We start from the raw sequence: 21180 nt of genomic DNA, 5'->3' as shown, positions 1-21180 counted from the left end.
GCCATGCTATTGAGGCGCTAAAAGACTGTAAAAGACATGATTCGACTGGGTTCAGACCTTTTAGGTCTGTTCGGCCAGCGCCAACACCTGTTCGCGGAAACCCCCCACGATCGGCCGCAGGTCCACCTGATGCCAGGCCGCCCATAGCCGCACGCAAGGCCTGAACCAGTCCAGCTGGCGCAACACCACGTTAGGGCCCGCGCTGGCCGCCAGGCTGCTCTGCACCATGGCCAGGCCCAGCCCTGCGGACACCAATCCGAGCACGCTCAGCGAGTCGGTGGCCTCCAGCGACAGGCGTGGGGTGAAGCCGGCATCGGCGCAGCGGGCGATGAAGTCATCGCGCTTGTTGACCTGGTCGGGCTGGCCGCCGGTGATGATCCACTCCTGTTCGTGCAGGTCGGCGGGGGTGAGTTCGGCCTGGGTCGCCAGCGGGTGCTCGGCGGGAATCGCCAGCAGCATGGGGTCGTCCAGCACGGGCAGGGCAAGCAGATCAGGATCGTTGTCGGGTGCGGGCTCGCAGACCAGGGCGATGTCGAGGCTGCGTTGACGCAGGCCTTCGAACTGCTCGCCCGGTGTCATGTTGTAGAGGGCGATATGGATCTGCGGACGACTGCCACGGATGGCCCGCACGGCGCCGGGCAGCACGCCGGCATGGATGGCGTGGTTGACATAGCCGATACACAGGCCGCCTTCCTCACCGCGGCCCAAGCGCTTGCCCAGCGACTCCAGGCGCTCGGCGTGCTTGAGCAAGCCACGGGCTTCGGCCAGGAAGGTGCGCCCGTCAGTGGTGAGGAACAGCCGTTGGTTGCGTCGCTCGAACAGGGCCAGGCCGAGATGATCCTCGAGCTGCGCGATCTGCCGGCTCAGCGGGGATTGGGAAATGTGCAGCTGCTCCGCCGCGCGGCCGACGTTTTCACATTCGGCGACGGCGACGAAGTAGCGCAACTGACGTAGATCTTGCATGGGACCTCCGGGGGACCGCTCCACGTTTACGAGGGCGGTCCCGATTTGGCCAGCCTCAGTGCACGTCAGGTAATGTTACGCAGCCTCGCCGATGGTGTTGGCAGTGGCCTCGCCGCGCCCGCCAAGCCATACCAGCAACAGCCCGCCCGCTGCCAGCAGGCCGCCGGCCACCGGTATTGCAGCATAGCCAAGGCCCAGGCTGATGACGCCACCACCCAGCGCCGCGCCCACCGCGTTGCCGAGGTTGAACGCGCCGACGTTGATCGAAGAAGCAAGGCCTGGCGCCTCGGCAGCGGCGATCATCACGCGCATCTGCAGTGGCGGCACCACGGCGAAGGTGAACACGCCCCATACCAGCAAGGCCAGGGCCGCACCGAGGTGGTTGCCCAGTACCAGCGGCATCAGCACCATGACCACGGCCAGAACGCCGAGGAAGATCCGTGCCGAGCCGTCCAGCGACCAGTCGGCCAGGCGACCGCCCAGGCTGTTGCCGAGCGTGAAACCTACGCCGATCAGCACCAGGCCGAGGGTGACGAAGCTGTCCGAGGCGCCGGTCAGTTCGGCCAGCACGGGGGCTACGTAGGTGTAGAGGGTAAACATCGCACCGGCGCCGAGCACGGTGGTGGCCATGGCCAACAGCACCTTTGGCCGGGCGATCACGGCCAGTTCGCGGCGTACATCGGGCACGCTGCCACGCTCGCCCTTGGGCAGGGCATACCACAAGGCGGCCATGGCGAGGATGCCGAGCAGCGCGGTGCCGGCGAAGGCCAGGCGCCAGCCGACCTGCTGGCCGATCCAGGTGGCGGCGGGCACGCCACCGATGTTGGCGATGGTCAGGCCCATGAACATGGTGGCGATGGCACTGGCCTGCTTCTCACGTGGCACTACGCTGGCAGCCACCACCGCACCCAGGCCGAAAAAGGCACCGTGGTTGAGGCTGGTGATCAGGCGCGAGGCGAGCAGGGTGCCGTAGCTCGGCGCCAGGGCCGAGAGCAGGTTGCCGAGGGTGAAGATGGCCATCAGCGCGATCAGTGCTCCGCGCTTGCCGAAGCGGCTGAACAGCAGGGTCATGATCGGGGCGCCGAGCATCACGCCAATGGCATAGGCCGTCACCAGCATACCGGCGCTGGGGATGCTGACGTCCATGCCTTCGGCAATCACCGGCAGCAGGCCCATGGGGGTGAACTCGGTGGTGCCGATGCCGAAGGCGCCGATGGCCAGGGCGGTCAAGACGTGCCCGGGTTTCATTGCGCGGACTCCTGTGCGGCGAAGCTGGATAATGGGGTCTGATCATGCAGGCTCATCGGATGGCTCCGGTTGATGTTATGAGCGATGCTGGAACGTATCGCTTGGTGGGCGCAGTATCTCCATCTTGCGCGGATGGATTAAGTCATGACTGCGCCAATGACTTTTGACTTGAAATCACGGATCAAGAGAGGGAAGCCCGCAGCGAGAGCGTTCGAAGCGGGCAGGGGACTTGGTGGTAGAGCGATCAGTGAATGGCAACCGGATTGATGTTGACTTGAGTGGAGCCAACATAAAGCGGTTGGCCGAGCACAAACAGGAACTCCCAAACCTTGTCGTGCACCAATGCACGGCTGTCGATCAGTTCCAGGTTGTAGATGCCGCGCTTGGCGAGCATGTACTGGTTGACCGGAAACTCGTCCTTGCCATGCGGGTTCGGATAAACCTCCGAGGCCCAGGTGTCGCCGCCGAAAGCGACGATTCCCTGGTCTGCCAGCCACTGCGCCGCTTCCATGCCGATGCCGGGTTCCACTTCCAGGAACTGCTTGTTGTCCTTGCCGATCAATTCCAGCCAACCGGTGTTGAACAGCACCACATCGCCCTTGCGCAGGGTCAGGCCTTGCTTCTTCAACACAGCCTGGATGTCGGCCACGCTGAACTCGGTGCCACCTGGCACGACGGCTTTGTTGTAGTAAGCGGTCATGTCCAGCACCACGCCACGGGTCACTATCGGCGGCACTTTCTCGACCCCGAGCTTGGTGACGCCATCGACAGTCACGAAGTCGGCCGCTTTGTTGCCGTTGTAATAAAGATTATCGATGCCGATGTGGCCAATCCCGTTGAGCTGGGTGCCAACGCCGGTCCAGGCATTTACCAGTTCATCGTTGAAAGTGAACTTGTTCGGCCCCAGCGACTTACCGGCTTGCTGCCCGACCTGCACGTTGTAAAGGCGGAAGCTACGATGGCGGAATGCAGGAAGGTTCTTGTCTACGGGTACGGCCAACGGATAGGTCTTGCCGGTCTTGACCAGGCCGACCGCCTGCTTGACCACGTCTGGGGTCAACAAGTTGGCAGCGCCGATTTCATCGTTTGGACCGTAGGCCGATGGATACCAATCGGCGGCAGAGGCGGCCTGCATGGCAAGGGGCAGCAAGGCCGCCAGGGCGAATTTTGTAAAGGTTTTCATCGTGGTTCTCCAGAATTTTTCAGGCGGTGGCCTGGGGCATCTTCGGGTAGGCGGTTAGAACAAGTGCATCGCCGTCAAAACCGGCCGCTAAGGTAAGAGCAAACAGTGCAAGGGGTATGATGCGGTCCAGTGGGTTAAACAATGGTTCGCAGTTTGCGGCCTTTACAATTGCGGATTAAGCCCCGTATAAGCCAAATTTATTTGCCTTGAAGTCAAGAATGAAGATTGCGCTAGAGGAGGGCAGGAGAGGTAGACCTAGATGCCCTCGGTATTAACTGGCGAGAGTTTGGGCAATGCTTCTCTGGGCCATATCCAGATGGTCGAATATGGCGGGGCGCCCTATGAAACTAAGTTTATTGAAGCGCTGAAACGTGTCGAAATCGGATGTTGAGGGAGTTGAAAATGCTGCTTCCTTGATAATTCATACCTATAACTCAACTAAATACTCATTTAGTTGAGTTATATTTAGCGCCTATAAATTCGCGGCAAAGGGGCAGGCCGCAATCAGATCTGTGAAGCGGAGCGTTGTGCTTGAGCGGGCGCAGCCGCAACAGGCTGTATCATCCGGCTGGCCATCAACGCCTCTTGCAACTGGGCGATATCAACGTTGCCAAGCATGGACACTGGCAGTTTGAAGCTGCCATTGCGGTGAGCGATGAGCAGTACGTCTTCCTCGTTCACCAAGGCACGCTCGACATGCATCAAGTCCGCGAACGGCAGTTCGAACACATTGCTTGAAAACTGGCTTTCAGGGATCTGGACGCTGTGGGCAGTAAACACAATCTGCCGACGCACACGACTGAAATACACCAGGGCGCCTGAACCGGCCAACACGAATACCAAACTGCCGAAAGTCACCAGGCCGCCCATGGGCTCGCCGTCTCTAGACATGAACCAACCAAGCACAGCCAGGGCTGCGAAGAACGCCACTGCCAGATAGAGCTTCAGGACGTTGGGGCCGTAGCGGTAGGTTTTGAGGTTCGAGGTTGGTACATGCATGGGGCGATCTCCTTGATCAGGGCAACTGATGGTGTGCGATTGTAAGACCTTCGCGAGGCTCTGCACGAAAAGAGATGCATCGGAATGACGGCTGCATTCGATATTGGTCGCAGTAGCGGCCACTTGCAGCGTTATTCCTTTCCGTAGATGGTCGGGAACCCTACAGAATCTCAGCTTCCGAAGGGCGCCGATTGGGTTTCTCGGGATTTCGTACAGAACCTAGCATTCGTGGATGTCTACCGCTCGCTAGATTCCAGTGATTACGGGGGGTTGAGCTACAGCTGTTTTGTGAAAGCTGGCTGCTTCGATGCGTTGTCTGGCAAAAAAGATTCGATGGCCAATTACTACGTCATTTCCTTCCATAAACCACGGTGATTGTCGGGCTATCCGTTGGTGTCATTCGTTTTTATCAACGGGTGGCACCGAGTCGTCTCAGAAACGCTTGTAGGTTCGAGCCAAGCTGCTCGAATTACGCGTTGCTGGCTATCGAGAAGCACGGTGCAGTACGTGGTTGGAAGATGGCACTGAACCGAATCCATCGATGCCGGTTTCCCAACGGCGGTGAATACTATCCGTGATGGCTAGTCAGACTGGCCACTGACGTACCAGGTCGAAGCAAGCGCTTTGGCCTGGCTTGCAATCTGGCCAACCCAGTGCCCGGCAGCCTCATACGAAGCTGCGCATAATGTATATTATGTTAAATTGTGTATTCCTAATGCTGCCGCCCATCTGTCATCAGCTCCCTGCTCCATGATTTTCATGTAACCCGAAGTCAGGTTTCACTGCGCGAACCGCGCGACCACCTCATCCGACGACATGACTTCGGCATATTCATCACCGAGTATCGCCAAGGTCAGTTCATGAACGGTCCTAGCGTCCCAGCACTTTCCATTTGCCCCGACGACGGGCACGGCTGTCGTGGCGTCTGACGGAAGAATAATGCTGTACCCCAGTGCTTTTCCCGCACGGACTGTGGCGTCCATGCTGTTATGAATGACAACCCCCGTCAGCACCAAACGCTTTACCCGCATCTTCCCAAGTGTGGCGTCCAGCTCGGTACCGATGAATGCGCAGTTTTCCTGTTTGACAATGACGGCCTCACCCTCGATCGGAGCAACCTCTTGCTTGATGCCATTCCACGGGCCATTGACGTAATAGCTGGATGTGGGCATCCGTTCATCGTGCTTGACGTGCACAACAGGCCAGCCGTTTGACCGCCAGAGCGCCAGCAGTCGCTGGATCACTGCCAGATACCCAGGATTGCTTTTGCCATCCCAGTTCGGGCGATCAATGGCATTTTGTACGTCAAGGATCACAAGGGGCACAGGGCTGGATTGGTCCTTCATCCGTTTTCAATTCCTTTGGCTGACGATCAGGCCGAGTGTGCTGCAACAGGGTTCCACCAGCAATGCCCTGCGCCCACGGTGCATGCTCACATCAGGCAATAGAACTCACTGACCTCAGCAACGACTTTCCCTGCGCCGTCATACAGTCGTGCCTCCGGGTTCAAGGCAATCGAGCGAGCTTCGAGCACATAGCGTTGCCCCGCTGTGAAATGGCCGTAATTGACGGTCAGGTAGCATTCGCGTACTGAAGGCCCGCCCATCATGCTCATGCCGCCACCGCCGCTGGTTTCATAGTCGAACTTCACGACCAGCTCGTGACTGCCGGGCGTAACCTGGAAAAACGCCCGTCTTCGAGGCGTTGCTTGTCCAGGCGTTCGGCCAGCAACACTCTGTCGTTGGGGAACGGTATCGACAAGTCGACCCAGGCCATCTCTGGGTTGGCGGTTGGCATCGGCGTCTGGCAGCCCGCAATAACACTGGCTGCGACGAGCAAGATCATCCTGCGCATGATCAGCACCTCAAGGAGGCATATGATCAGCATAGCCTTATACAGCCATTTCTATCCCGCGCTCATTTCCACGTCAGGGCTCAAAGTGCCCAGCCAGGCAACCAGGGCGATAATGACGATGGCCATTGAAAGCTCGAATGCCAGGCTTCGACGCAAGGCACTCACCGCAACTGAATGCTCGCCATTTCGAACCGAACGCTCCAGCAGCGGGCTCAAATGAAAACGATTGAGGGTAGCCAGCGCGATCATTGCGCCGAACAACAGGGTCTTCAAAAACAGCAAAGCACCATAGGTACTGAGCATGACGCCATCGATGCGTGGGCCAACAATAAAGAGGTAATTGATTGCGCCGGTGAAACCGATGACGACCACGATCACGGCGCCGACCGATTCAAAACCAGTCAATACCCGGGCAAGAGTCTGCACCTCATGTTCGCCTTTCAGTGATTTGCAGCGAAGCAACAGCGCGAACGCCGCCAGCGCCCCCAGCCAGGCGCCCGCAGCCAACAGATGGAAAACATCACCGATGAGCTGCCAATAGCCACGACTCCCCTCGCCCATCGCCCCATGGCCGGTCCACGCCAGGCTTGCCAGTGCAACGGCTCCGCTTGCAGTGACGAGCCACAGGCTGGCGGTCGCACAGCGCTTGTATTGCCAGATGCCGACAATGGCGACAAGCAGTGCGGCAATGCGGACCAGCCAACTCAGGCCGACATCAGTGCCCGTCAGAATCATCTGGAAAAAATGGTGATGCAGCTCCATGAAGCCCGACACACCACTCATGGATTTCGCAAGAACACCCAGCGCGACCAAGGATAACGCTATACCCAAGAGCGACGTGCCATACAGGAGCGACTCGAAACGCAAGACCGTGCCCGGCGTCCTCTCCTTCCCCTTCAGGCCATACAAGCCAAAAAGCGCCAAGCCAAATAGCATCATCAAGTCGAGATATAGCGCGAAACGAACCGCGATAGTCAGCGAGTCGCCCATGGATCATTTCACTTTGAAGGAAAAACTGCCGGTAATCGGGTGAGTGTCCGAAGAAACAGCGCGCCATTCGACCTTGTAAGTGCCCGTGGTCAAGGGCGCTGCAGGCGTGATGATCATGGCCTTCGGATCACTGCCCGCGGCGACGGCTGCCTGTACTCCCATGGGGGAATTTGGCATACCCGGCATGTCGGTCATGATCAGTTTTGCCCCCGAGAACTGAGTCGTAAGTTGCTCGGAAAAATGCAGTTCGATGGAAGAAGGCGCCATGCCATCCGCACCTGCCGCCGGCGTGGATGAAAGGAGCTTAGGGTGTGCCTGGGCGACGGCGCTAAGGAACAACCCAGCGGTCAGCGCAAGTGTTACAGCAGTGGCTTTATGGAAAGGCATGCAAGGCTCCTCACAGCGAGCGCTGTCAGTTCGAGGTTTTTTAGGGAGTGGGTATCACGTCCGTGAATGCACTGAATCAGCGTTACGGTGCAGGTGCACGATGTCACAGGCGCAAGGATCGTGCGATTACATTTCAGTCAGCTTGAAAGGGGCCTGGCGCCGCTGGTTACGGGTATGAGCGCTTCGGGCAGATTGCTTGTCGTCACTCATATAAATTACGTAATGAATTGATAACGATCATCAAAAACCACCGCGAATTGCTGTGGTGGTTTGGCTGATTAATCAAATTGGGTAATGGCCACCAGGAGCATGCCGATGGTTTTGCAGCGCCGGGCATCTGGTCGCCCACATGCGATACCAAGACAGGCACTTGGCCGTCATGGCGCTTCGCGTGCAATATACAAAAAAGTAAGAAAACATACGTAATAAACTAGCATTCCAGTACGTTACGAATCTCGGCAACCACCTGCCTCGTCGCCGCTTCAATCGTGCCTTCGTTACGACACAACACCCAGCCATGATCCGCGACCGCCCGCTCGAACGCCTGGGTACAGGCAACTTGCTCTTCCAGTTTATGCATCACCGTACTGCCCAGCCCACGGGTGCGTGCCGCCGCCCTCGCCCATGAAACTTCGGGGTCGGTAACAACCCCGACATGCAGGTCCGGCACACGCACGTTGCGCTCCCTGTTCAACCGTAGAATCTCGGCGAACGGGACTGTCCGGCGAAACGCGGCATCGGAGGGATACCAGCGATCGATCAGGATGATGCTGCCCGACGGCTGCTTGGGCAGCACGTGCTGCGAAATCCAGGCCCGGCTATCCGCCAGGCGCGCGCAAACCTCCCACTCCAGCTCACTGCTGGGGTGCCTGACGAGTCGATTGACCAAGCCCATTGTTTCACCGCGAAAGGGATCGCTCTTTTTCTCGCAAAGGCGGATCACCTTGTAGTTGCCGGCCCTTAGCGCTTGTGTAATGGTCTCCAGCAGCGTGGTTTTGCCGGTGCCCTTGGGCCCATCCAGAGAAACAAATAGCGAACGATTCATACTTCACATAACGATTGATTGAGGGGCGCGCAACTGCGCCGATACTAAAGCGAATCGCCAGTGGCGGCTAAACAATCTGGGCGTAAGCGCCATACCTGCGATGAGTGCCGTTTTGCAGACGCTGTTTGCAGATATGCCCGCTGCATCAAAGCCTCATGCGCGCTATGTTGGTGGCCCTGTTCGAACCCAACTGCCATAGAGGCCTGTCATGGTGATGTTCTGCCGCCTCAGTTTGCTGATCCTGGTCGCCGGCACGCTGCTGGGCGATATCCTGGTCGCCAGCGTCGGGCTGGTAGCCCTCTGCGCTGCTGCCGTCTATCACAACGTCCAGCAGGACACCGCACAAGAAGAGCCTCAGGAGCCCGGCTTCACGGCGTAACACCGTAACCGCCGAACGCATGAAATCGGCGGATTGCACCAACGCCGTCGTCGATCATCGCTGCGTGTCCCTGGGCGCAACCGCGGGCGCGCTGTACCACTGCTCCTTAGGCACCACCTTGTCCTGCGCGGGGTCCCCCAGGTAGTGCGGCGACATGATCTGCACGCCGTACTCGTTGAACACATCCTGGATGTTGGCGTGCAACAGGGTCAGCAGCTCGGCCCGCGGCCGTGGCTCGCTGGGCACGGCCTGGGCCACCAGGCGGTATTCCGGGTAGAAGTCCGACAAGGCGGTCTGGAACACTTGCGGGCGGGGTGTGTCGAGCACCCCATCGGTGCGCCGCGCGGCCTCCAGCAGCATCGCCTCGACCTGGCGCCAGGGCGTGTCGTAGCCAATCGTGACCGTGGTGTCGACCACATAGCCCTGCCCTTGCACCACACGCGAGTAGTTCTTGGTCACCGCCCCGGTAATCATCGAGTTGGGCAGCGTCAGCACCTCGCCCAGCCCCGTGCGGATGGTGGTGGTGAACATGCCCAGCTCGGTCACCGTGCCCTCGTGCTCGCCAATGCGCACGTACTCGCCGGGCCGCAGGGTGCGGGTATACGTGAGGATGAGCCCGGCGGCGGCCTGGCCGACCACACTGGTGGCGCCCAGCGAGATCATCAGGCCGATCAGCACCGACAACCCCTTGAAGGCTTCGGTGTCGGCGCCCGGCAGGTACGGGTAGGCCATGGCCAGGGCGAACAGCCAGATCGCCAGCGAGGTCAGCCGAGTGGTGGGTTGCAGGGTTTCCTGGGTCAGCCAGCTGATCGAGCCCGGCCGCGCCAGGCGCTCGAGCAGGCGCTTGCTGAAGGCGCTGATGCCACGGGCGATGAAGAAGATCAGCAAGGCGATCAGCAACCCCGGGATCGCGTCGACCATGCCCGTCAGCACATGGCGCAGCAGCCCCAGCAGGTACAGATTCAGGCTTTCGCCCCAGGGGCGGGTGTAGGGGAAGCGCTGCAGGACGAAGCTCAGCCATTCGTAGGTCAACAACAGCACCAGGGTCCAGCGCACCAGCGCCAGCAGGCGCCGCAACAGCGGATACAGGTTGCTGGAATCGACCAGCTGCGTGTGGCCGATGCGCAAGGCACTGGCGTGTTTGCGCACCCGCTGGGGCAACCACGACAAGGCCTTGCGGTGCAGCCACGCACAGAGTTTGACCAGCACTATGTACACCAGCGTGGCGGCGGCGCTCAGCCCGGCGGCAGTGAGCAGGAAGCGCGGGCTGCGCGCCTGTTGCGCCTCGTCGACCACCTGGCGCAGGCGTTGCGCCGCCGCCTCGGCACCTTGCCGTACGTTGAGGTCGCTGCCGAGCATGTCCTTGGGCGAGACGATGAATGCGCGGCGATCACCGAGCAGTACCAGGTAGCTGTCCTGAATGGCGTCCACGCTGACCGTGCCGGCCTCGCCTTCATCCAGCCGCTCGTTGATGACCGCCTCGGCGCGCCGGGCCCTGGCAGCAGGTGCTTCGCCCAGCAAGGTGGCGTGGAACACCATGATGCTGCGGTTGGCAACCTTGAGCTCGGCAGGCTCGGCCGTCGCGACGGCGCCTTGCTCGATGGCCTGGCTGCCCAGGCTGACCAACATGACCGCCAGCGCAAACACGCCTGCGACGATTCGCTTGAGCATGGGCCCCTCCGCTTGATCATCCATTACCTGACGCCGGCCCCTGCTCCACCCACTGCCAGAACAGCATGTAGCCGATGGCCAGGATCACCGGGCCGATGAACAACCCGATGATGCCTTCGGCAACCATGCCCCCCAGTGCACCGATCAGCACCACCGGCATCGGCACATTCACCCCGCGCCCCAGCAGCAGGGGCTTGAGCACGTTGTCGACCATACCGGCCAGCACGCTGTACACGGCAAACACCACGGCGCCGACACTGGCGCCTTCGGTAAAGAACACAAAGGCCACCACCGGCAGCGTGATCAGCAACACCGGTAACTGCATGATGCCCAGCAGCAGCACCAGAATGGCCAGCAGGCCGGCGCCGGGGATGCCCATGAGCACGAAACCGAGCCCCACCAGCAGCATCTGGATGAAGGCAATGCCGACCACGCCCTGGGCCACCGCACGAATGGTCGCGGTGCACAGCTCGGCGATCAGCGGGCCGCGTTCGGCGCCGGAGATACGCGTGCCGATCTGCACCGCGCTGCGCTCACCGTTGTCGCCATAGGCCATCACCACGCCCGACAGGATCAACGCACCGATAAACAATAAGAAGCCGGTGCCGACCCCGGCCAGCTTGCCCAGCACCACCATGCCGATGCCCTTGAGGTGCGGGGTGACGCTCTGGATCAGGCTGGTGGCATCGGTGGCCGCCTGTTGCCAGAAGCCGTACAGCGGCGGCCCCACCAGCGGCCAGGTGGCCACCACCGGGTTGGCCTGGGGCACATGCCAGGCCCCGCTCTTGAACAGCTCCATCGCCGCGGACACCGACGCTGCGATGGAATCGCCCAGCAGGTAGATCGGCACCATCAGGATCAGCAGCGTGACCAGGATGATCAGGCTGGCCGCATGCCCGCTTTTCAAGCCAAGCCTGGCGCGCAAACGTCCATGCAACGGGTAGAAGGTGATGGCCAGGATCACCGCCCAGAGCATCAGGCTCAGAAACGGGCGGAACACCGCAAAACAGGTGACCACCAGCGCGGCCACCAGGCCTGCGCGTATCAGCACGTCCAGCAAAGCCCGGGACTGCTTGAGCTCGTTAGGCAAAGGCAACATGGGCCACCTCCTGGTCAGTGGCGGGGCAACGCCCGCCACGGGTATCCAGCAGCCTAGTACGGCACCGGCAAGTCGCAAACGGCGACAGGGCGCAGGATAAATTGCGTCTTCCGGCATCAGATCAATGCACTGCAATATCAATCCGGTATTATCCGCGCCATTCAACTGTTCGTTTACGAGTGGAGTCGTGCGTGATGAAAGTTCTGACGTTGTTCGGCACCCGCCCAGAAGCCATAAAGATGGCGCCATTGGTCAAGGTCCTGGCCCGCACCGAGGGTGTCGAAAGCATCGTCTGCAGCACCGGCCAGCACCGGCAGATGCTTGACCAGGTCTTGCAGCTGTTTGCCGTGCCGGTGGACCACGACCTCGACGTGATGATCCCGGGGCAAACCCTCAATGGCCTGTTCGCCCGCCTGATGACCCGTATCGACGCCCTGCTCGACGAACTCAAGCCTGATTGCGTGCTGGTGCACGGCGACACCACCACCGCCGCCGCCTGCAGCATGGCGGCCTTCCACCGCGGCATCGCCATCGGCCATGTCGAGGCCGGCCTGCGCACCGGCGATTTGGCCCAGCCCTTCCCCGAGGAAATGAACCGCCGCGTGGTGGACGTGATGGCCCGCTGGCTGTTCGCCCCCACCGTCACCTCGCGCGGCAACCTGTTGCACGAGAACCTGCAGGGGCAGATCCACGTTACCGGCAACACCGTGATCGATGCCCTGGACCTGATCCTGCAGAAACTCGACCGCGAGCCCGAGATCGGCGAAGGCTTCGCCAGCCGCTACCCGTGGCTCGACGCCAGCCGCCGACTGATACTGGTCACCGGCCACCGCCGGGAGAACTTCGGTGAAGGTTTCCGGCAGATCTGCCAGGCCCTGGGCGAACTGGCCAAGCGCGACGATGTGCAGATCGTCTACCCGGTGCACCTCAACCCGCAGGTGCGCGATGTGGTCATGACGGTGCTCGGCGACAACCCCAACGTGCAGCTGATCGACCCGCTGGACTACCTGGAGTTCGTCTGGTTCATGCAGCGCGCCCACCTGGTGCTGACCGACTCCGGCGGCGTGCAGGAAGAAGCGCCGCACCTGGGCAAGCCGGTGCTGGTCATGCGCAACACCACCGAGCGCCCGGAAGCCGTGGCCGCCGGCACGGTCAAGCTGGTGGGCACCGACAGCGCGCGGATCGTCCAGGCGGTGCAGGCCATGCTTGATGATCACGCGCTCTACGCTCAGGTGGCGCGCAGCGTCAACCCTTATGGCGACGGCAACGCCAGCGAGCGCATCGTCAATGCCCTGCTCGGGCGACCATTCACCCCCTTCGGAACGCACTGAATGCCGACCTAGCGTCAATAAATCGGCGACGTCATTTGGTCCGACGTCGCCGGTCGAATTTTCTTACAAAAAAGCATCAAAATATTGACATGGGCACTTTGATATTAGAGAGTACGCCTCCGATGTCTTGACGAAGTGGCATCGCGTTCGAACGACCGTTTGACAGCGTTCGCTCCCCCCATCGTCACTGATTACCCGAGTACCCACGCGAAGACCTGCGCCTTAAAACGCCTGTCGGCGCACACGTTTGCACGCCCGCTGAGCGCTGCCAACGCCACTGAACCTTCAAGGACTAGATCGTTGAGCCACACGACTCGCCGCTTGCAGTTCGCCGTTCTGGGCACTGCCCTTACCTCCCCGCTCCTCGCCCACGCCACCCCTGCCAGCGATGCCTTGCAAGCGCTGATGGCCCAGGATTGGGTGTCACGCAGCGTTTCGCTCAAGGACCTGGGCATCACCAACCCGGTGGTGCTCGACCAGGCCGACAACCGCCAGGCGTTCTTCCTGCCGGTGCCCAAGGGCGTGGCGATCAGCGATGCGCAGATCGAACTCAAGGGCCAGTTCATCAAAGGTGAAGAGCAGCCTGCCACCCTGCGCCTGGCCGTCGATGGCCAGCCCCGCGTGGCCGAACGCGTCAACCGCGCCGAAGGCGACCTCAGCCGAACCCTGGCAGTGGACAGCGGCAAGCACGTCAGTGGCTTCGTCAATTTCACCCTGGACTGGAGTTCGCCGGTTTCGGAGGACTTCTGCGCCCCGCCACGGGCCACCGCCAACGTGCTGACCCTGTCGCCACAGACGCGCCTGAGCTACCGCTACTCGATGTCGGCCCTGGGCAGCCTGGCTGAAGCCTGGAGCAGCCTGCCGGGTGAGCCGGTGATTCTGGTAGCGGCCGGTGCGCTCGAACGCAACAGCTTCGACAGCGCCTGGCGCCTGGGCGTGGCCCTGGAGCGCAGCGCCCGCCGCGCCCAGGTACGTGCATTGCCGCAAGTCGGCGACAGCGTGTCGCTGGCTGGCATCGAGGTGCCGGCGGCCCTGGTCAAAGTCCCAGCCTTCGCCGCCCTGAGCAGCCAGGCCAGCCACACCCTGGCCAGCCCGGCCGAGCTGGGTGCCCTGCTGCTGCTCGATGCCCCGGCGATCCGCGCCGACCTGGCCGTCGCCGACAACGCGCTGGCAGCACAGCTCAACGCGGCCCTGGACGCCCTGGCGCAACAGCTGCAGGACGACCAGGCCGCCCTCGCCGCCCTGGCGCAATGGCGCAATGGCGCAATGGCGCAATGGCGCAAGCAGAAGGCCAGCCTGGCTACGGGCGCCCTGCCCAGCCAGCAACTGCAACTGCTCAGCCTGGGCCGCCAAGCCTTGGTGGCCGTGGCTGCCGATGCCGGCGCCAAGGCCGCCGGCGTGTTCGACGCGAACTGGCGCAATGTGCTGGTGTCGCGCGAAGCGCAGGTCAAGGAAGTGGGCGACGCGCTGCGCAACGATCACGGCCATCTGCGCCTGAGCGCCCTGGGCGGCAACTTCGGCACCTTCGACGTGGTCAGCCGCGGCGAGTGGACCGCCACCTTCCCGCTCAGCGCCGTGTCGAGCAACGGCCGCATGCCGGGGGAACTCAACCTCGACCTCGCCGCCGCGCCGGGCGCCTCGCCGACCCCGCCGGTTGCCTCGGTGATCTGGAACAACGTGCTGCTCAACGCCGCGCAACTGGATGCCGATGGCAGCCCCGAGCGGCTGAAGGCGCGCATCCCAGGCTACGCCCTGGGCGTCACCAATACCGTGCAGGTGCGCTTCCAGCGCCAGCCGAGCTCGCCAAACTGCGCCGAGATCCCTCAGGCCTACCCGGTCAACGTGCTGCCCAGCAGCTACCTGAGCTCGGCCGACGCCGAACCCGACGGGACCTTCATCGGCCTGCTGCCACTGCTGGCCGGCAAACCCCAGGTGATCGTCGACCAGGCCGCCCTGCAAACCCCGGTGGCCAACCTGGGCAAACTGATCCGCCTGGCCAGCGCCGCCTCGCTGTCGCCGGTCAATGCCGAGCTGGTGCTGGCCGACGGCAAGGCAGAGGTCGCGCCGTCGCGGCCGTTCCTGGCCGTGGATGTGCAACTGCCCGGCGCCAAGCCGGTGCTGGGCGTCGCCGAGCTGCAACGCCTGCAGGCCCAGGGCAACCAGCAACTGGCCCTCGACCTGCAGGGGCCACAAGGTCTGGGCACCTTGTCGGTGGTCGACTCCAGCGGCCAGCACGGCGTGCTCTGGAACAGCCTGGGCAACCCGGCCATGGTGCCGCAGGTACCCTTCCTGCTGACCCAGGGCAATGCCGTGGTGGTTGGCGAGCAAGGCCCGTTGACCTGGGTCGACACCACCGACCCGGAACTCAACCTGGCCGGCACGCCGTTCCACCAGTGGCGCAAGCAGCTGGTGTGGGCGTTGCCCACCTTGTCCGGCATCGTCCTGCTGCTGGTGCTGCTGGGTGTGGTCGCTCGCCGGCTGCGTCTGAAGCACAAAGGCAAGTAGGCCGGGGTAAGCGCGCATGTTCTCACTCTATTGGCCGTACCTGCTGGCGGAGTATTACCGGGGGCTGGAGATCGTCACCGCCGTCGTCGGTGTGCTGATCCTGCTGTCCAGCCTCGATGACCTGTTCATCGATACCTGGTACTGGGTGCGCCAGACGTACCGCAAGCTGCTGATCCGCCGCAAGCGCTACCAGGCGTTGACGGTGGAGCAGCTGCGCGCCAAGCCCGAGCAGCCGCTGGCGATCATGATCCCGGCGTGGCTGGAGTACGACGTGATCGCGCCGATGCTGGAGAACATGGTCGGCTCGCTGGACTACAAGAACTACTACATCTTCGTCGGCACCTACTGCAACGACCAGCGCACCATCGACGAGGTGGAGCGCATGCGTCGGCGTTACAAGCAGTTGATCCGGGTCGAAGTGCCCCATGACGGCCCGACCTGCAAGGCCGACTGCCTGAACTGGATCATCCAGGCGATCTTCGCCCAGGACGCGCGCATGCCCGAGCCCTTCGCCGGGATGATCCTGCACGACAGCGAAGACGTGCTGCACCGCCTGGAGCTGCATTACTTCAACTACCTGCTGCCGCGCATCGACTTCATCCAGCTGCCGGTCACCTCCCTGGAGCGTGACTGGTACGAACTGGTGGCCGGCACCTACATGGACGAGTTCGCCGAATGGCACACCAAGGACCTGGTGGTGCGCGAGAGCATGTCGCGCATGGTGCCGTCGGCCGGTGTCGGCACCTGCTTCTCGCGCAAGGCGTTGCTGGAGCTGTCGGCCGAGACCAACAACCAGCCGTTCAACACCGACACCCTCACCGAGGACTACGACATCGGCGCGCGCCTGGCGCGGCGCGGCATGAAGCAGATCTTCGGCAAGTTCCCGGTGGACTACGTGGCCAAGCGCACCACCTGGTTCGGCAACGGCAAGGAAAAGATGGTGGCCGTACACATGCCCCTGGGCGTGCGTGAGTATTTCCCCGACACCTTCCGCACCGCCTACCGGCAAAAGGCCCGCTGGACCCTGGGCATCGGCCTGCAAGGCTGGAGCCAGGTGGGCTGGGAAGGCTCGCTGGCGACCAAGTACCTGCTGTTCCGCGACCGCAAGGGCCTGATCACCTCGTTCGTGGCCATCCTTGCGTACGTGTTGCTGTTCCAGCACCTGATCTTCCTGGGGATCAGCGCCACCGGCCACTGGAAGGTGTTCTTCCCGTCGGTGTTCTCGCCCAACAGCCTGCTGCTCGACCTGATGTGGGCCAACACCCTGGCCCTGAGCCTGCGTATCCTGCAGCGCGCGTACTTCGTCGGCCGCCTGTATGGCTGGGAACACGCCCTGCTGTCGGGGCCGCGGATGATCATCGGCAACTTCATCAATGCCATGGCCGCGGCACGGGCCTGGCGCCTGTACCTGGGCTACCTGTTCCTGGGCAAGAAGCTGGTCTGGGACAAGACCATGCACGACTTCCCCTCGGCCGACCAGTTGCACCAGCAGCGCCTGCGCCTTGGCGAACTGCTGCTGTCGTGGCGCGCCATCGACGACGATATCCTGGCCCAGGCCCTCAAGGCCCAGGCCGAAGAACACAAGCCGCTGGGGCAGATCCTGCTCGAGCACGGCTACCTGGATGCGGACACGCTCAACGAGGCCATCCTGTTCCAGCAGGAAAACGGCGAGCCCGCAGCGTCCATCCCCGAAACCACACCCGCTTCGGCGGCGAAGAAGACCCAGGCTGCCGCACTGACATGACCCCTGCTCGCCCCGCCATCCTGTTGTTCGGTGCCTGGCTTGCCTGCGCCAACCTGCCCACCGCCCTGGCCGCCGAGGTGCCGCTTGAAGGCGTGGCCTGGGAACAGGCCGACCAGGCCTTTCGCAGCTACCAGTCGGGGCGCTACCGCGATGCCCTGCAACAGGTGGACGCCGCCCTCAAGCTGCGCCCTGACGTGGCCCGGCTGAACCTGCTCAAGGTCTACACCCTGCAGAAGCTCGGCCGGCGCAACGAAGCCCGCCAGGCGGCGCAAAGCGCGCTCAAGCGCGGCGTGCGCGACCCCGGCCTGCAGGCGGCGGTGACCAACCTGCAACAAAATGCCCCGGCTGCCACCGGCCCGGCACCTTCGGCGGCTTACCAGCGTGGCTTCCCGCTGGCGACCAAGGCCTACGCGGCCTACAACGCCGGCGACATGGCCGCCGCCGAGCGCGATGGCGAGCGGGCGTTTCGTACCGACCCAAGCCAAGGCGCCTGGGCCCTGCTCTGGCTCGACAGCCTGGAGGCGCAGCAACGCTGGGCCGACGCCGCCACCGCCGCCGGCACGGCGATCAGCCTGGGCGCCCCCAACACCAGCGACCTGGAAGCCCGCCGCCAGACCCTGAACCGGCGCATGGCCGTGCGCCCGGCCGAACAGGCCTATCAGGCGCTGATCGCCAACCGCCCCGGCGATGCCGTGCCGCTGGCCCGCGAAGCCGTGCGCCTGGCGCCGGACATCGCCAGCCACCGCCTGCTGCTGGTGACCGTGCTGCTGCTGGACAACCAGCCCGCCGCCGCCGAGCAAGCCGCCAACCAAGCACTCGAAGCCGATGACGAAAGCACCGTGATGCTGGTGATGCGCGGCTACCTGCGCCAGTACCAGGGCAACGCCCAGGCCGCCGACAGCGACTTCGACAGCGCCCTGGCCCAGGACTGGCTCGACGAGGAACAACTGCGCAACGTGCGCCTGATCGCCATCGACGCGGCCCTGGCCGGCGGCGACAAAGGCCGCGCCACGGCCCTGCTGGCGCCCATGGACGCCAGTGACGAGGCCGTGGGCAAACGCCAGCAGGCCCTGGCCGATGCGCGCCCCGCGGCCGCTGCGCTGAACCTGAGCACCTACCCGGCGCCGCGCCAGTCGTGCCAGGACACCCCCTACGGCACCCAGTGCGAACTGTTGCCCGCCGATGCCGGCGGCGCCGCCGGCCCGGCCAGCGAGGCCTACGCCGCCTATGCCCGCCAGGACTACCAGATAGCGATCGAGCAGGCGCGCAAGGCCGTCGAACAGGACCCGGACAACTTAGAGTTCCAGCGCCTGCTCACCACCGCCCTGGCCGCCGGCACCCCGCAGCAGGCCGCCGAAGCCGAGCAGCGCCTGAGCGACGCCATCGCCCGTACACCCAGCGATGCCGAGCTGCTGATGCAGCGCGGCTACCTGCGCATGCGCACGGCCCAACCCGCCCGCGCCCGTGAGGACTTCCGCGCCGCCCGCGACACCGGCAAGGCGCCGAAGACCGTGGTGCTCGACGAGGCCTATGCGCTGTCGGCCATGGGTGAAAAGCCGGCCGCCGTTCGCCAGCTCAAGCACGCCATCGACATGGACGATGCCGGCACCCTGCAGTTGGATGAACAGCAGCGCCACAACACCCGCAGCGCCATCACCGCCTATGACCGCGAATGGGGTGCCACCGTGACCGCCAGCTACCGCGGCGCGCGCCCGAGCACCACCATCGCCAACGCCGGGCAAAGCTCGGCCGGCGACTCGATCTTCAGCACCGCCGAACTGTACTGGCGGCCCAGCCAGTTCAATGACCAGAACGGCGTGCTGGAGGTCTATGGGCGGATGAGCAATACCCTGTGGGATGAAGGTGGCCGCTTCAAATCAGCAGGTGCAATCGACCCTTGCAGCCACCAGGCGCTGGACGACAACGGCTCGACCGATTCGAAATCGGTCAGTGGCTTCCCCAGCACCATTGCTTCCCTGGGCGTGCGTTATTCGCTTTCCGATACCGGCTTCACGTTCGGCCTCGAACGGCGCTTCCTGGTCGGCTCGGCGACCCGCGAAGGCACCGCGAACCCAGGCAAAAACAGCGTGCGCTGCGAAGTTCAACGAACCGTTGAAAATGTCAACCGAGATGTTCAGGACCCTGCTGAGCGTATCAACGGTGCCTTGATGACTTACAAACTCAAGGACGACAGCGCCGGCGGTTGGCTCGCCTATGCAACCTACGGTTTCTACCGTGGCACCGAACTGCGCATGGAGCGCAGTTGGTGGACCGTGGATGCTTATTCGCAACTGGGTTATTCGCTGGAAGACAACGCCGCGAAATACACACTGTATGACGTCGACAACGAAGGCTCGCGTACCCGAGCGCTGGGCACAGCCGATGGCCAATTGCTGCGCAGACAGCTGTTCCTCAGCAACGAGGTTCGCTTGGGGCGCAGCTTCCGGCTCACCGAGATCTCGCCAAATCTGGTGCTGTTCCCACATGTGGTTGGGGCAGCCGACTGGATCTGGCAAAAGGACGAAGTGACCCATCTCAAGGGCAAAAGTGGCCTGCTGGAGGATGCCAGCGGCAAATATTCCATGACCCGCGACCAGAGCTCCTGGTCCATGGCCGCCGGCCCTGGTGTCGCCCTGCGCTACTACTTCCGCGAAGACCACTACCATACGCCCCGCTCCTACCTGGACTGGACGGCCCAATACCGCTTCGCCATTGGCGGCGGTGCCTCCGACCGGGCCGAGGGCCTGTTCATGAACCTGACTCTGTCGTATTGAGGACCCCCGCCATGCTGCCGTCTTCTGTGCTCACCCGCTCCTTCAAAGGCCTCGCCGCCAGCCTGCTGGCCGCCAGCATCGGCTTTGCCGTGCCCGCCGCCCAGGCCGATGACTCGTCGATCGTGCTGCGTGGCAACGACGGCTGGCTGTTCCCCGGCTGGGGCAGCCTCACCGAGGTCGACAGCCGCGGCATCGAAGCCTCCACCGCGCTGATCAAGGACGCCCAGCAGGCCCTGGCCGCGCGCGGCGTGCAGTTGCAGGTGCTGGTGCTGCCTGACAAGACCCGCTTCTACCAGGACAAGCTGCCCGCCGGCAAAGCCCTGAGCCCTGCCGTGCAGCAGCGCTACCAGACCATCCTGGCCAGCCTGCGCAAGGCCGGTATCAGCGCCATCGACGACGAGGCCGTGCTGCGCCAGCTCAAGGCCGCCGGCAAGGACGTGTTCTACCGCACCGACCAGCACTGGACCCAGGCCGCCGCCGACGCCACGGCGCAAGCCACCGCCGAGCAGGCCCGCCGCGATGTACCGGCGCTCAAGGGCACTGCCGGCAGTGGCATGCAGCTGGGCAGCGAGTTCAAGGAGCGCCGCTACGGCGACCTGGCCGAGCGCTTCCTCACCCCCGAGCAGCGCAAGCAGACCGGCCGCGAAACCTTTACCGTGCGCCGTCAGGCCGCGGCCAGCGGCCTGCTCGACGACGCCCCGGCGCCGCTGCACGTGACCGGCCACAGCATGGTGCAGCCGTACTTCGGCTTCCCGCAAAAACTGTCCAACAGCATCGACCGCCCGGTGTCGGTGAACTGGAAGCCCGGCAACGTCGGCCAGTGGATCATGTTGCTTGAGTACCTGGAATCGGCCGACTTCAAGCGCAACCCGCCCCAGGTGCTGGTGTGGCAGATGTTCGAGCCCACCTACGCCCAGGGCCCCCAGGCCAGCGGCCTGTGGGACAACGCCTCGATCATGAGCGCCGACACCTGGCGTCAGCGCCTGCGCGCCGCTGCCGGAAAATGAG

The 21180-nt window shown here is 63.2% G+C and carries 17 protein-coding genes and 2 pseudogenes; 7 read left to right on the top strand and 12 right to left on the bottom strand.

Annotation, left to right across the window (positions count from 1 at the left end; all coding sequences use genetic code 11):
- Positions 1 to 60 precede the first annotated feature (60 nt).
- The 4 genes from DM373_RS12205 to DM373_RS12190 form a co-directional block, all read right to left on the bottom strand.
- Positions 61 to 963: a LysR family transcriptional regulator gene (locus DM373_RS12205; RefSeq protein WP_110993827.1), complete on the bottom strand. Its 903-nt coding sequence runs from the start codon at positions 961 to 963 to the stop codon at positions 61 to 63.
- Between the two features lie 75 nt (positions 964 to 1038).
- Positions 1039 to 2211 carry an MFS transporter gene (locus DM373_RS12200; RefSeq protein ID WP_110993826.1) on the bottom strand — a complete coding sequence of 391 codons (1173 nt, stop codon included), beginning with the start codon at positions 2209 to 2211 and terminating at the stop codon, positions 1039 to 1041.
- A gap of 244 nt (positions 2212 to 2455) precedes the next feature.
- Positions 2456 to 3394, bottom strand: a complete 939-nt coding sequence (locus DM373_RS12195; RefSeq protein ID WP_110993825.1) for a cyclase family protein — start codon at positions 3392 to 3394, stop codon at positions 2456 to 2458.
- 504 nt (positions 3395 to 3898) lie between these two features.
- On the bottom strand, positions 3899 to 4393 hold the full coding sequence (locus DM373_RS12190) for a hypothetical protein (RefSeq protein WP_110993824.1): 495 nt from the start codon (positions 4391 to 4393) through the stop codon (positions 3899 to 3901).
- Positions 4394 to 4764: 371 nt separating this feature from the next.
- On the opposite strand from DM373_RS12190, the gene yidD reads away from it, so the two are divergent.
- Complete coding sequence (gene yidD / locus DM373_RS12185) at positions 4765 to 4971, top strand: membrane protein insertion efficiency factor YidD (RefSeq protein WP_208642795.1); 207 nt, start codon at positions 4765 to 4767, stop codon at positions 4969 to 4971.
- A gap of 201 nt (positions 4972 to 5172) precedes the next feature.
- Here yidD and DM373_RS12180 read toward each other — a convergent pair whose 3' ends face one another.
- The 6 genes and pseudogenes from DM373_RS12180 to DM373_RS12160 all read right to left on the bottom strand — a co-directional run bounded on the left by DM373_RS12180 (position 5173) and on the right by DM373_RS12160 (position 8669).
- Positions 5173 to 5739, bottom strand: a complete 567-nt coding sequence (locus DM373_RS12180) for an isochorismatase family protein (RefSeq protein ID WP_110993823.1) — start codon at positions 5737 to 5739, stop codon at positions 5173 to 5175.
- 86 nt (positions 5740 to 5825) lie between these two features.
- Positions 5826 to 6164 carry a PA0061/PA0062 family lipoprotein gene (locus DM373_RS12175; protein WP_482822399.1) on the bottom strand — a complete coding sequence of 113 codons (339 nt, stop codon included), beginning with the start codon at positions 6162 to 6164 and terminating at the stop codon, positions 5826 to 5828.
- Positions 6122 to 6238: pseudogene (locus DM373_RS29915) on the bottom strand (hypothetical protein); the annotation flags it as partial. The gene DM373_RS12175 and the pseudogene DM373_RS29915, both read right to left, overlap by 43 nt.
- Before the next feature lie 60 nt (positions 6239 to 6298).
- Positions 6299 to 7237, bottom strand: a complete 939-nt coding sequence (copD, locus tag DM373_RS12170) for a copper homeostasis membrane protein CopD (RefSeq protein WP_110993822.1) — start codon at positions 7235 to 7237, stop codon at positions 6299 to 6301.
- 3 nt (positions 7238 to 7240) lie between these two features.
- Positions 7241 to 7624: a copper homeostasis periplasmic binding protein CopC gene (gene copC / locus DM373_RS12165; RefSeq protein ID WP_110993821.1), complete on the bottom strand. Its 384-nt coding sequence runs from the start codon at positions 7622 to 7624 to the stop codon at positions 7241 to 7243.
- A 430-nt stretch (positions 7625 to 8054) separates the two neighbouring features.
- Complete coding sequence (locus tag DM373_RS12160) at positions 8055 to 8669, bottom strand: dTMP kinase (RefSeq protein WP_110993820.1); 615 nt, start codon at positions 8667 to 8669, stop codon at positions 8055 to 8057.
- Between the two features lie 208 nt (positions 8670 to 8877).
- Between DM373_RS12160 and DM373_RS28950 the strand changes: the two genes are divergently transcribed.
- Positions 8878 to 9048, top strand: a complete 171-nt coding sequence (locus tag DM373_RS28950) for a hypothetical protein (RefSeq protein WP_167409831.1) — start codon at positions 8878 to 8880, stop codon at positions 9046 to 9048.
- A gap of 54 nt (positions 9049 to 9102) precedes the next feature.
- Here the strand turns inward: DM373_RS28950 and DM373_RS12155 are convergent, their stop codons facing one another.
- Positions 9103 to 10719, bottom strand: coding sequence for a mechanosensitive ion channel family protein (locus DM373_RS12155; RefSeq protein WP_110993819.1), 1617 nt, complete (start codon positions 10717 to 10719; stop codon positions 9103 to 9105).
- 16 nt (positions 10720 to 10735) lie between these two features.
- Complete coding sequence (locus DM373_RS12150) at positions 10736 to 11818, bottom strand: AI-2E family transporter (protein ID WP_110993818.1); 1083 nt, start codon at positions 11816 to 11818, stop codon at positions 10736 to 10738.
- 194 nt (positions 11819 to 12012) lie between these two features.
- On the opposite strand from DM373_RS12150, the gene wecB reads away from it, so the two are divergent.
- From wecB to DM373_RS12125, 5 genes and pseudogenes are all read left to right on the top strand, one after another.
- Positions 12013 to 13149 (top strand): non-hydrolyzing UDP-N-acetylglucosamine 2-epimerase, encoded by a 1137-nt coding sequence (gene wecB / locus DM373_RS12145; RefSeq protein WP_110993817.1) that lies wholly within the window; start codon positions 12013 to 12015, stop codon positions 13147 to 13149.
- Between the two features lie 300 nt (positions 13150 to 13449).
- Positions 13450 to 15654: a hypothetical protein gene (locus DM373_RS12140; protein ID WP_208642794.1), complete on the top strand. Its 2205-nt coding sequence runs from the start codon at positions 13450 to 13452 to the stop codon at positions 15652 to 15654.
- 16 nt (positions 15655 to 15670) lie between these two features.
- A pseudogene (locus DM373_RS12135) lies at positions 15671 to 17317 on the top strand (glycosyl transferase family protein); the annotation flags it as partial.
- Between the two features lie 77 nt (positions 17318 to 17394).
- Complete coding sequence (locus DM373_RS12130; protein ID WP_110993815.1) at positions 17395 to 20172, top strand: NfrA family protein; 2778 nt, start codon at positions 17395 to 17397, stop codon at positions 20170 to 20172.
- A gap of 11 nt (positions 20173 to 20183) precedes the next feature.
- Positions 20184 to 21179: an alginate O-acetyltransferase AlgX-related protein gene (locus DM373_RS12125; RefSeq protein ID WP_110993814.1), complete on the top strand. Its 996-nt coding sequence runs from the start codon at positions 20184 to 20186 to the stop codon at positions 21177 to 21179.
- Position 21180 lies beyond the last annotated feature (1 nt).

It is taken from the genome of Pseudomonas sichuanensis (genome assembly GCF_003231305.1).
Classification (GTDB): domain Bacteria; phylum Pseudomonadota; class Gammaproteobacteria; order Pseudomonadales; family Pseudomonadaceae; genus Aquipseudomonas; species Aquipseudomonas sichuanensis.
Note: the sequence above shows the minus strand (reverse complement) of the source record. Positions and strands in the feature narration are given on the sequence as shown.

What these genes read in the sequence shown, in the direction of transcription:
- DM373_RS12160 (WP_110993820.1), bottom strand. Translation starts at nt 8,669, where the DNA reads ATGAATCGTTCGCTATTTGTTTCTCTGGATGGGCCCAAGGGCACCGGC.
- DM373_RS12195 (WP_110993825.1), bottom strand. Translation starts at nt 3,394, where the DNA reads ATGAAAACCTTTACAAAATTCGCCCTGGCGGCCTTGCTGCCCCTTGCC.
- wecB (WP_110993817.1), top strand. Translation starts at nt 12,013, where the DNA reads ATGAAAGTTCTGACGTTGTTCGGCACCCGCCCAGAAGCCATAAAGATG.
- DM373_RS12205 (WP_110993827.1), bottom strand. Translation starts at nt 963, where the DNA reads ATGCAAGATCTACGTCAGTTGCGCTACTTCGTCGCCGTCGCCGAATGT.
- copD (WP_110993822.1), bottom strand. Translation starts at nt 7,237, where the DNA reads ATGGGCGACTCGCTGACTATCGCGGTTCGTTTCGCGCTATATCTCGAC.
- DM373_RS12125 (WP_110993814.1), top strand. Translation starts at nt 20,184, where the DNA reads ATGCTGCCGTCTTCTGTGCTCACCCGCTCCTTCAAAGGCCTCGCCGCC.
- copC (WP_110993821.1), bottom strand. Translation starts at nt 7,624, where the DNA reads ATGCCTTTCCATAAAGCCACTGCTGTAACACTTGCGCTGACCGCTGGG.
- DM373_RS12130 (WP_110993815.1), top strand. Translation starts at nt 17,395, where the DNA reads ATGACCCCTGCTCGCCCCGCCATCCTGTTGTTCGGTGCCTGGCTTGCC.
- DM373_RS12200 (WP_110993826.1), bottom strand. Translation starts at nt 2,211, where the DNA reads ATGAAACCCGGGCACGTCTTGACCGCCCTGGCCATCGGCGCCTTCGGC.
- DM373_RS28950 (WP_167409831.1), top strand. Translation starts at nt 8,878, where the DNA reads ATGGTGATGTTCTGCCGCCTCAGTTTGCTGATCCTGGTCGCCGGCACG.
- DM373_RS12155 (WP_110993819.1), bottom strand. Translation starts at nt 10,719, where the DNA reads ATGCTCAAGCGAATCGTCGCAGGCGTGTTTGCGCTGGCGGTCATGTTG.
- DM373_RS12150 (WP_110993818.1), bottom strand. Translation starts at nt 11,818, where the DNA reads ATGTTGCCTTTGCCTAACGAGCTCAAGCAGTCCCGGGCTTTGCTGGAC.
- DM373_RS12180 (WP_110993823.1), bottom strand. Translation starts at nt 5,739, where the DNA reads ATGAAGGACCAATCCAGCCCTGTGCCCCTTGTGATCCTTGACGTACAA.
- DM373_RS12190 (WP_110993824.1), bottom strand. Translation starts at nt 4,393, where the DNA reads ATGCATGTACCAACCTCGAACCTCAAAACCTACCGCTACGGCCCCAAC.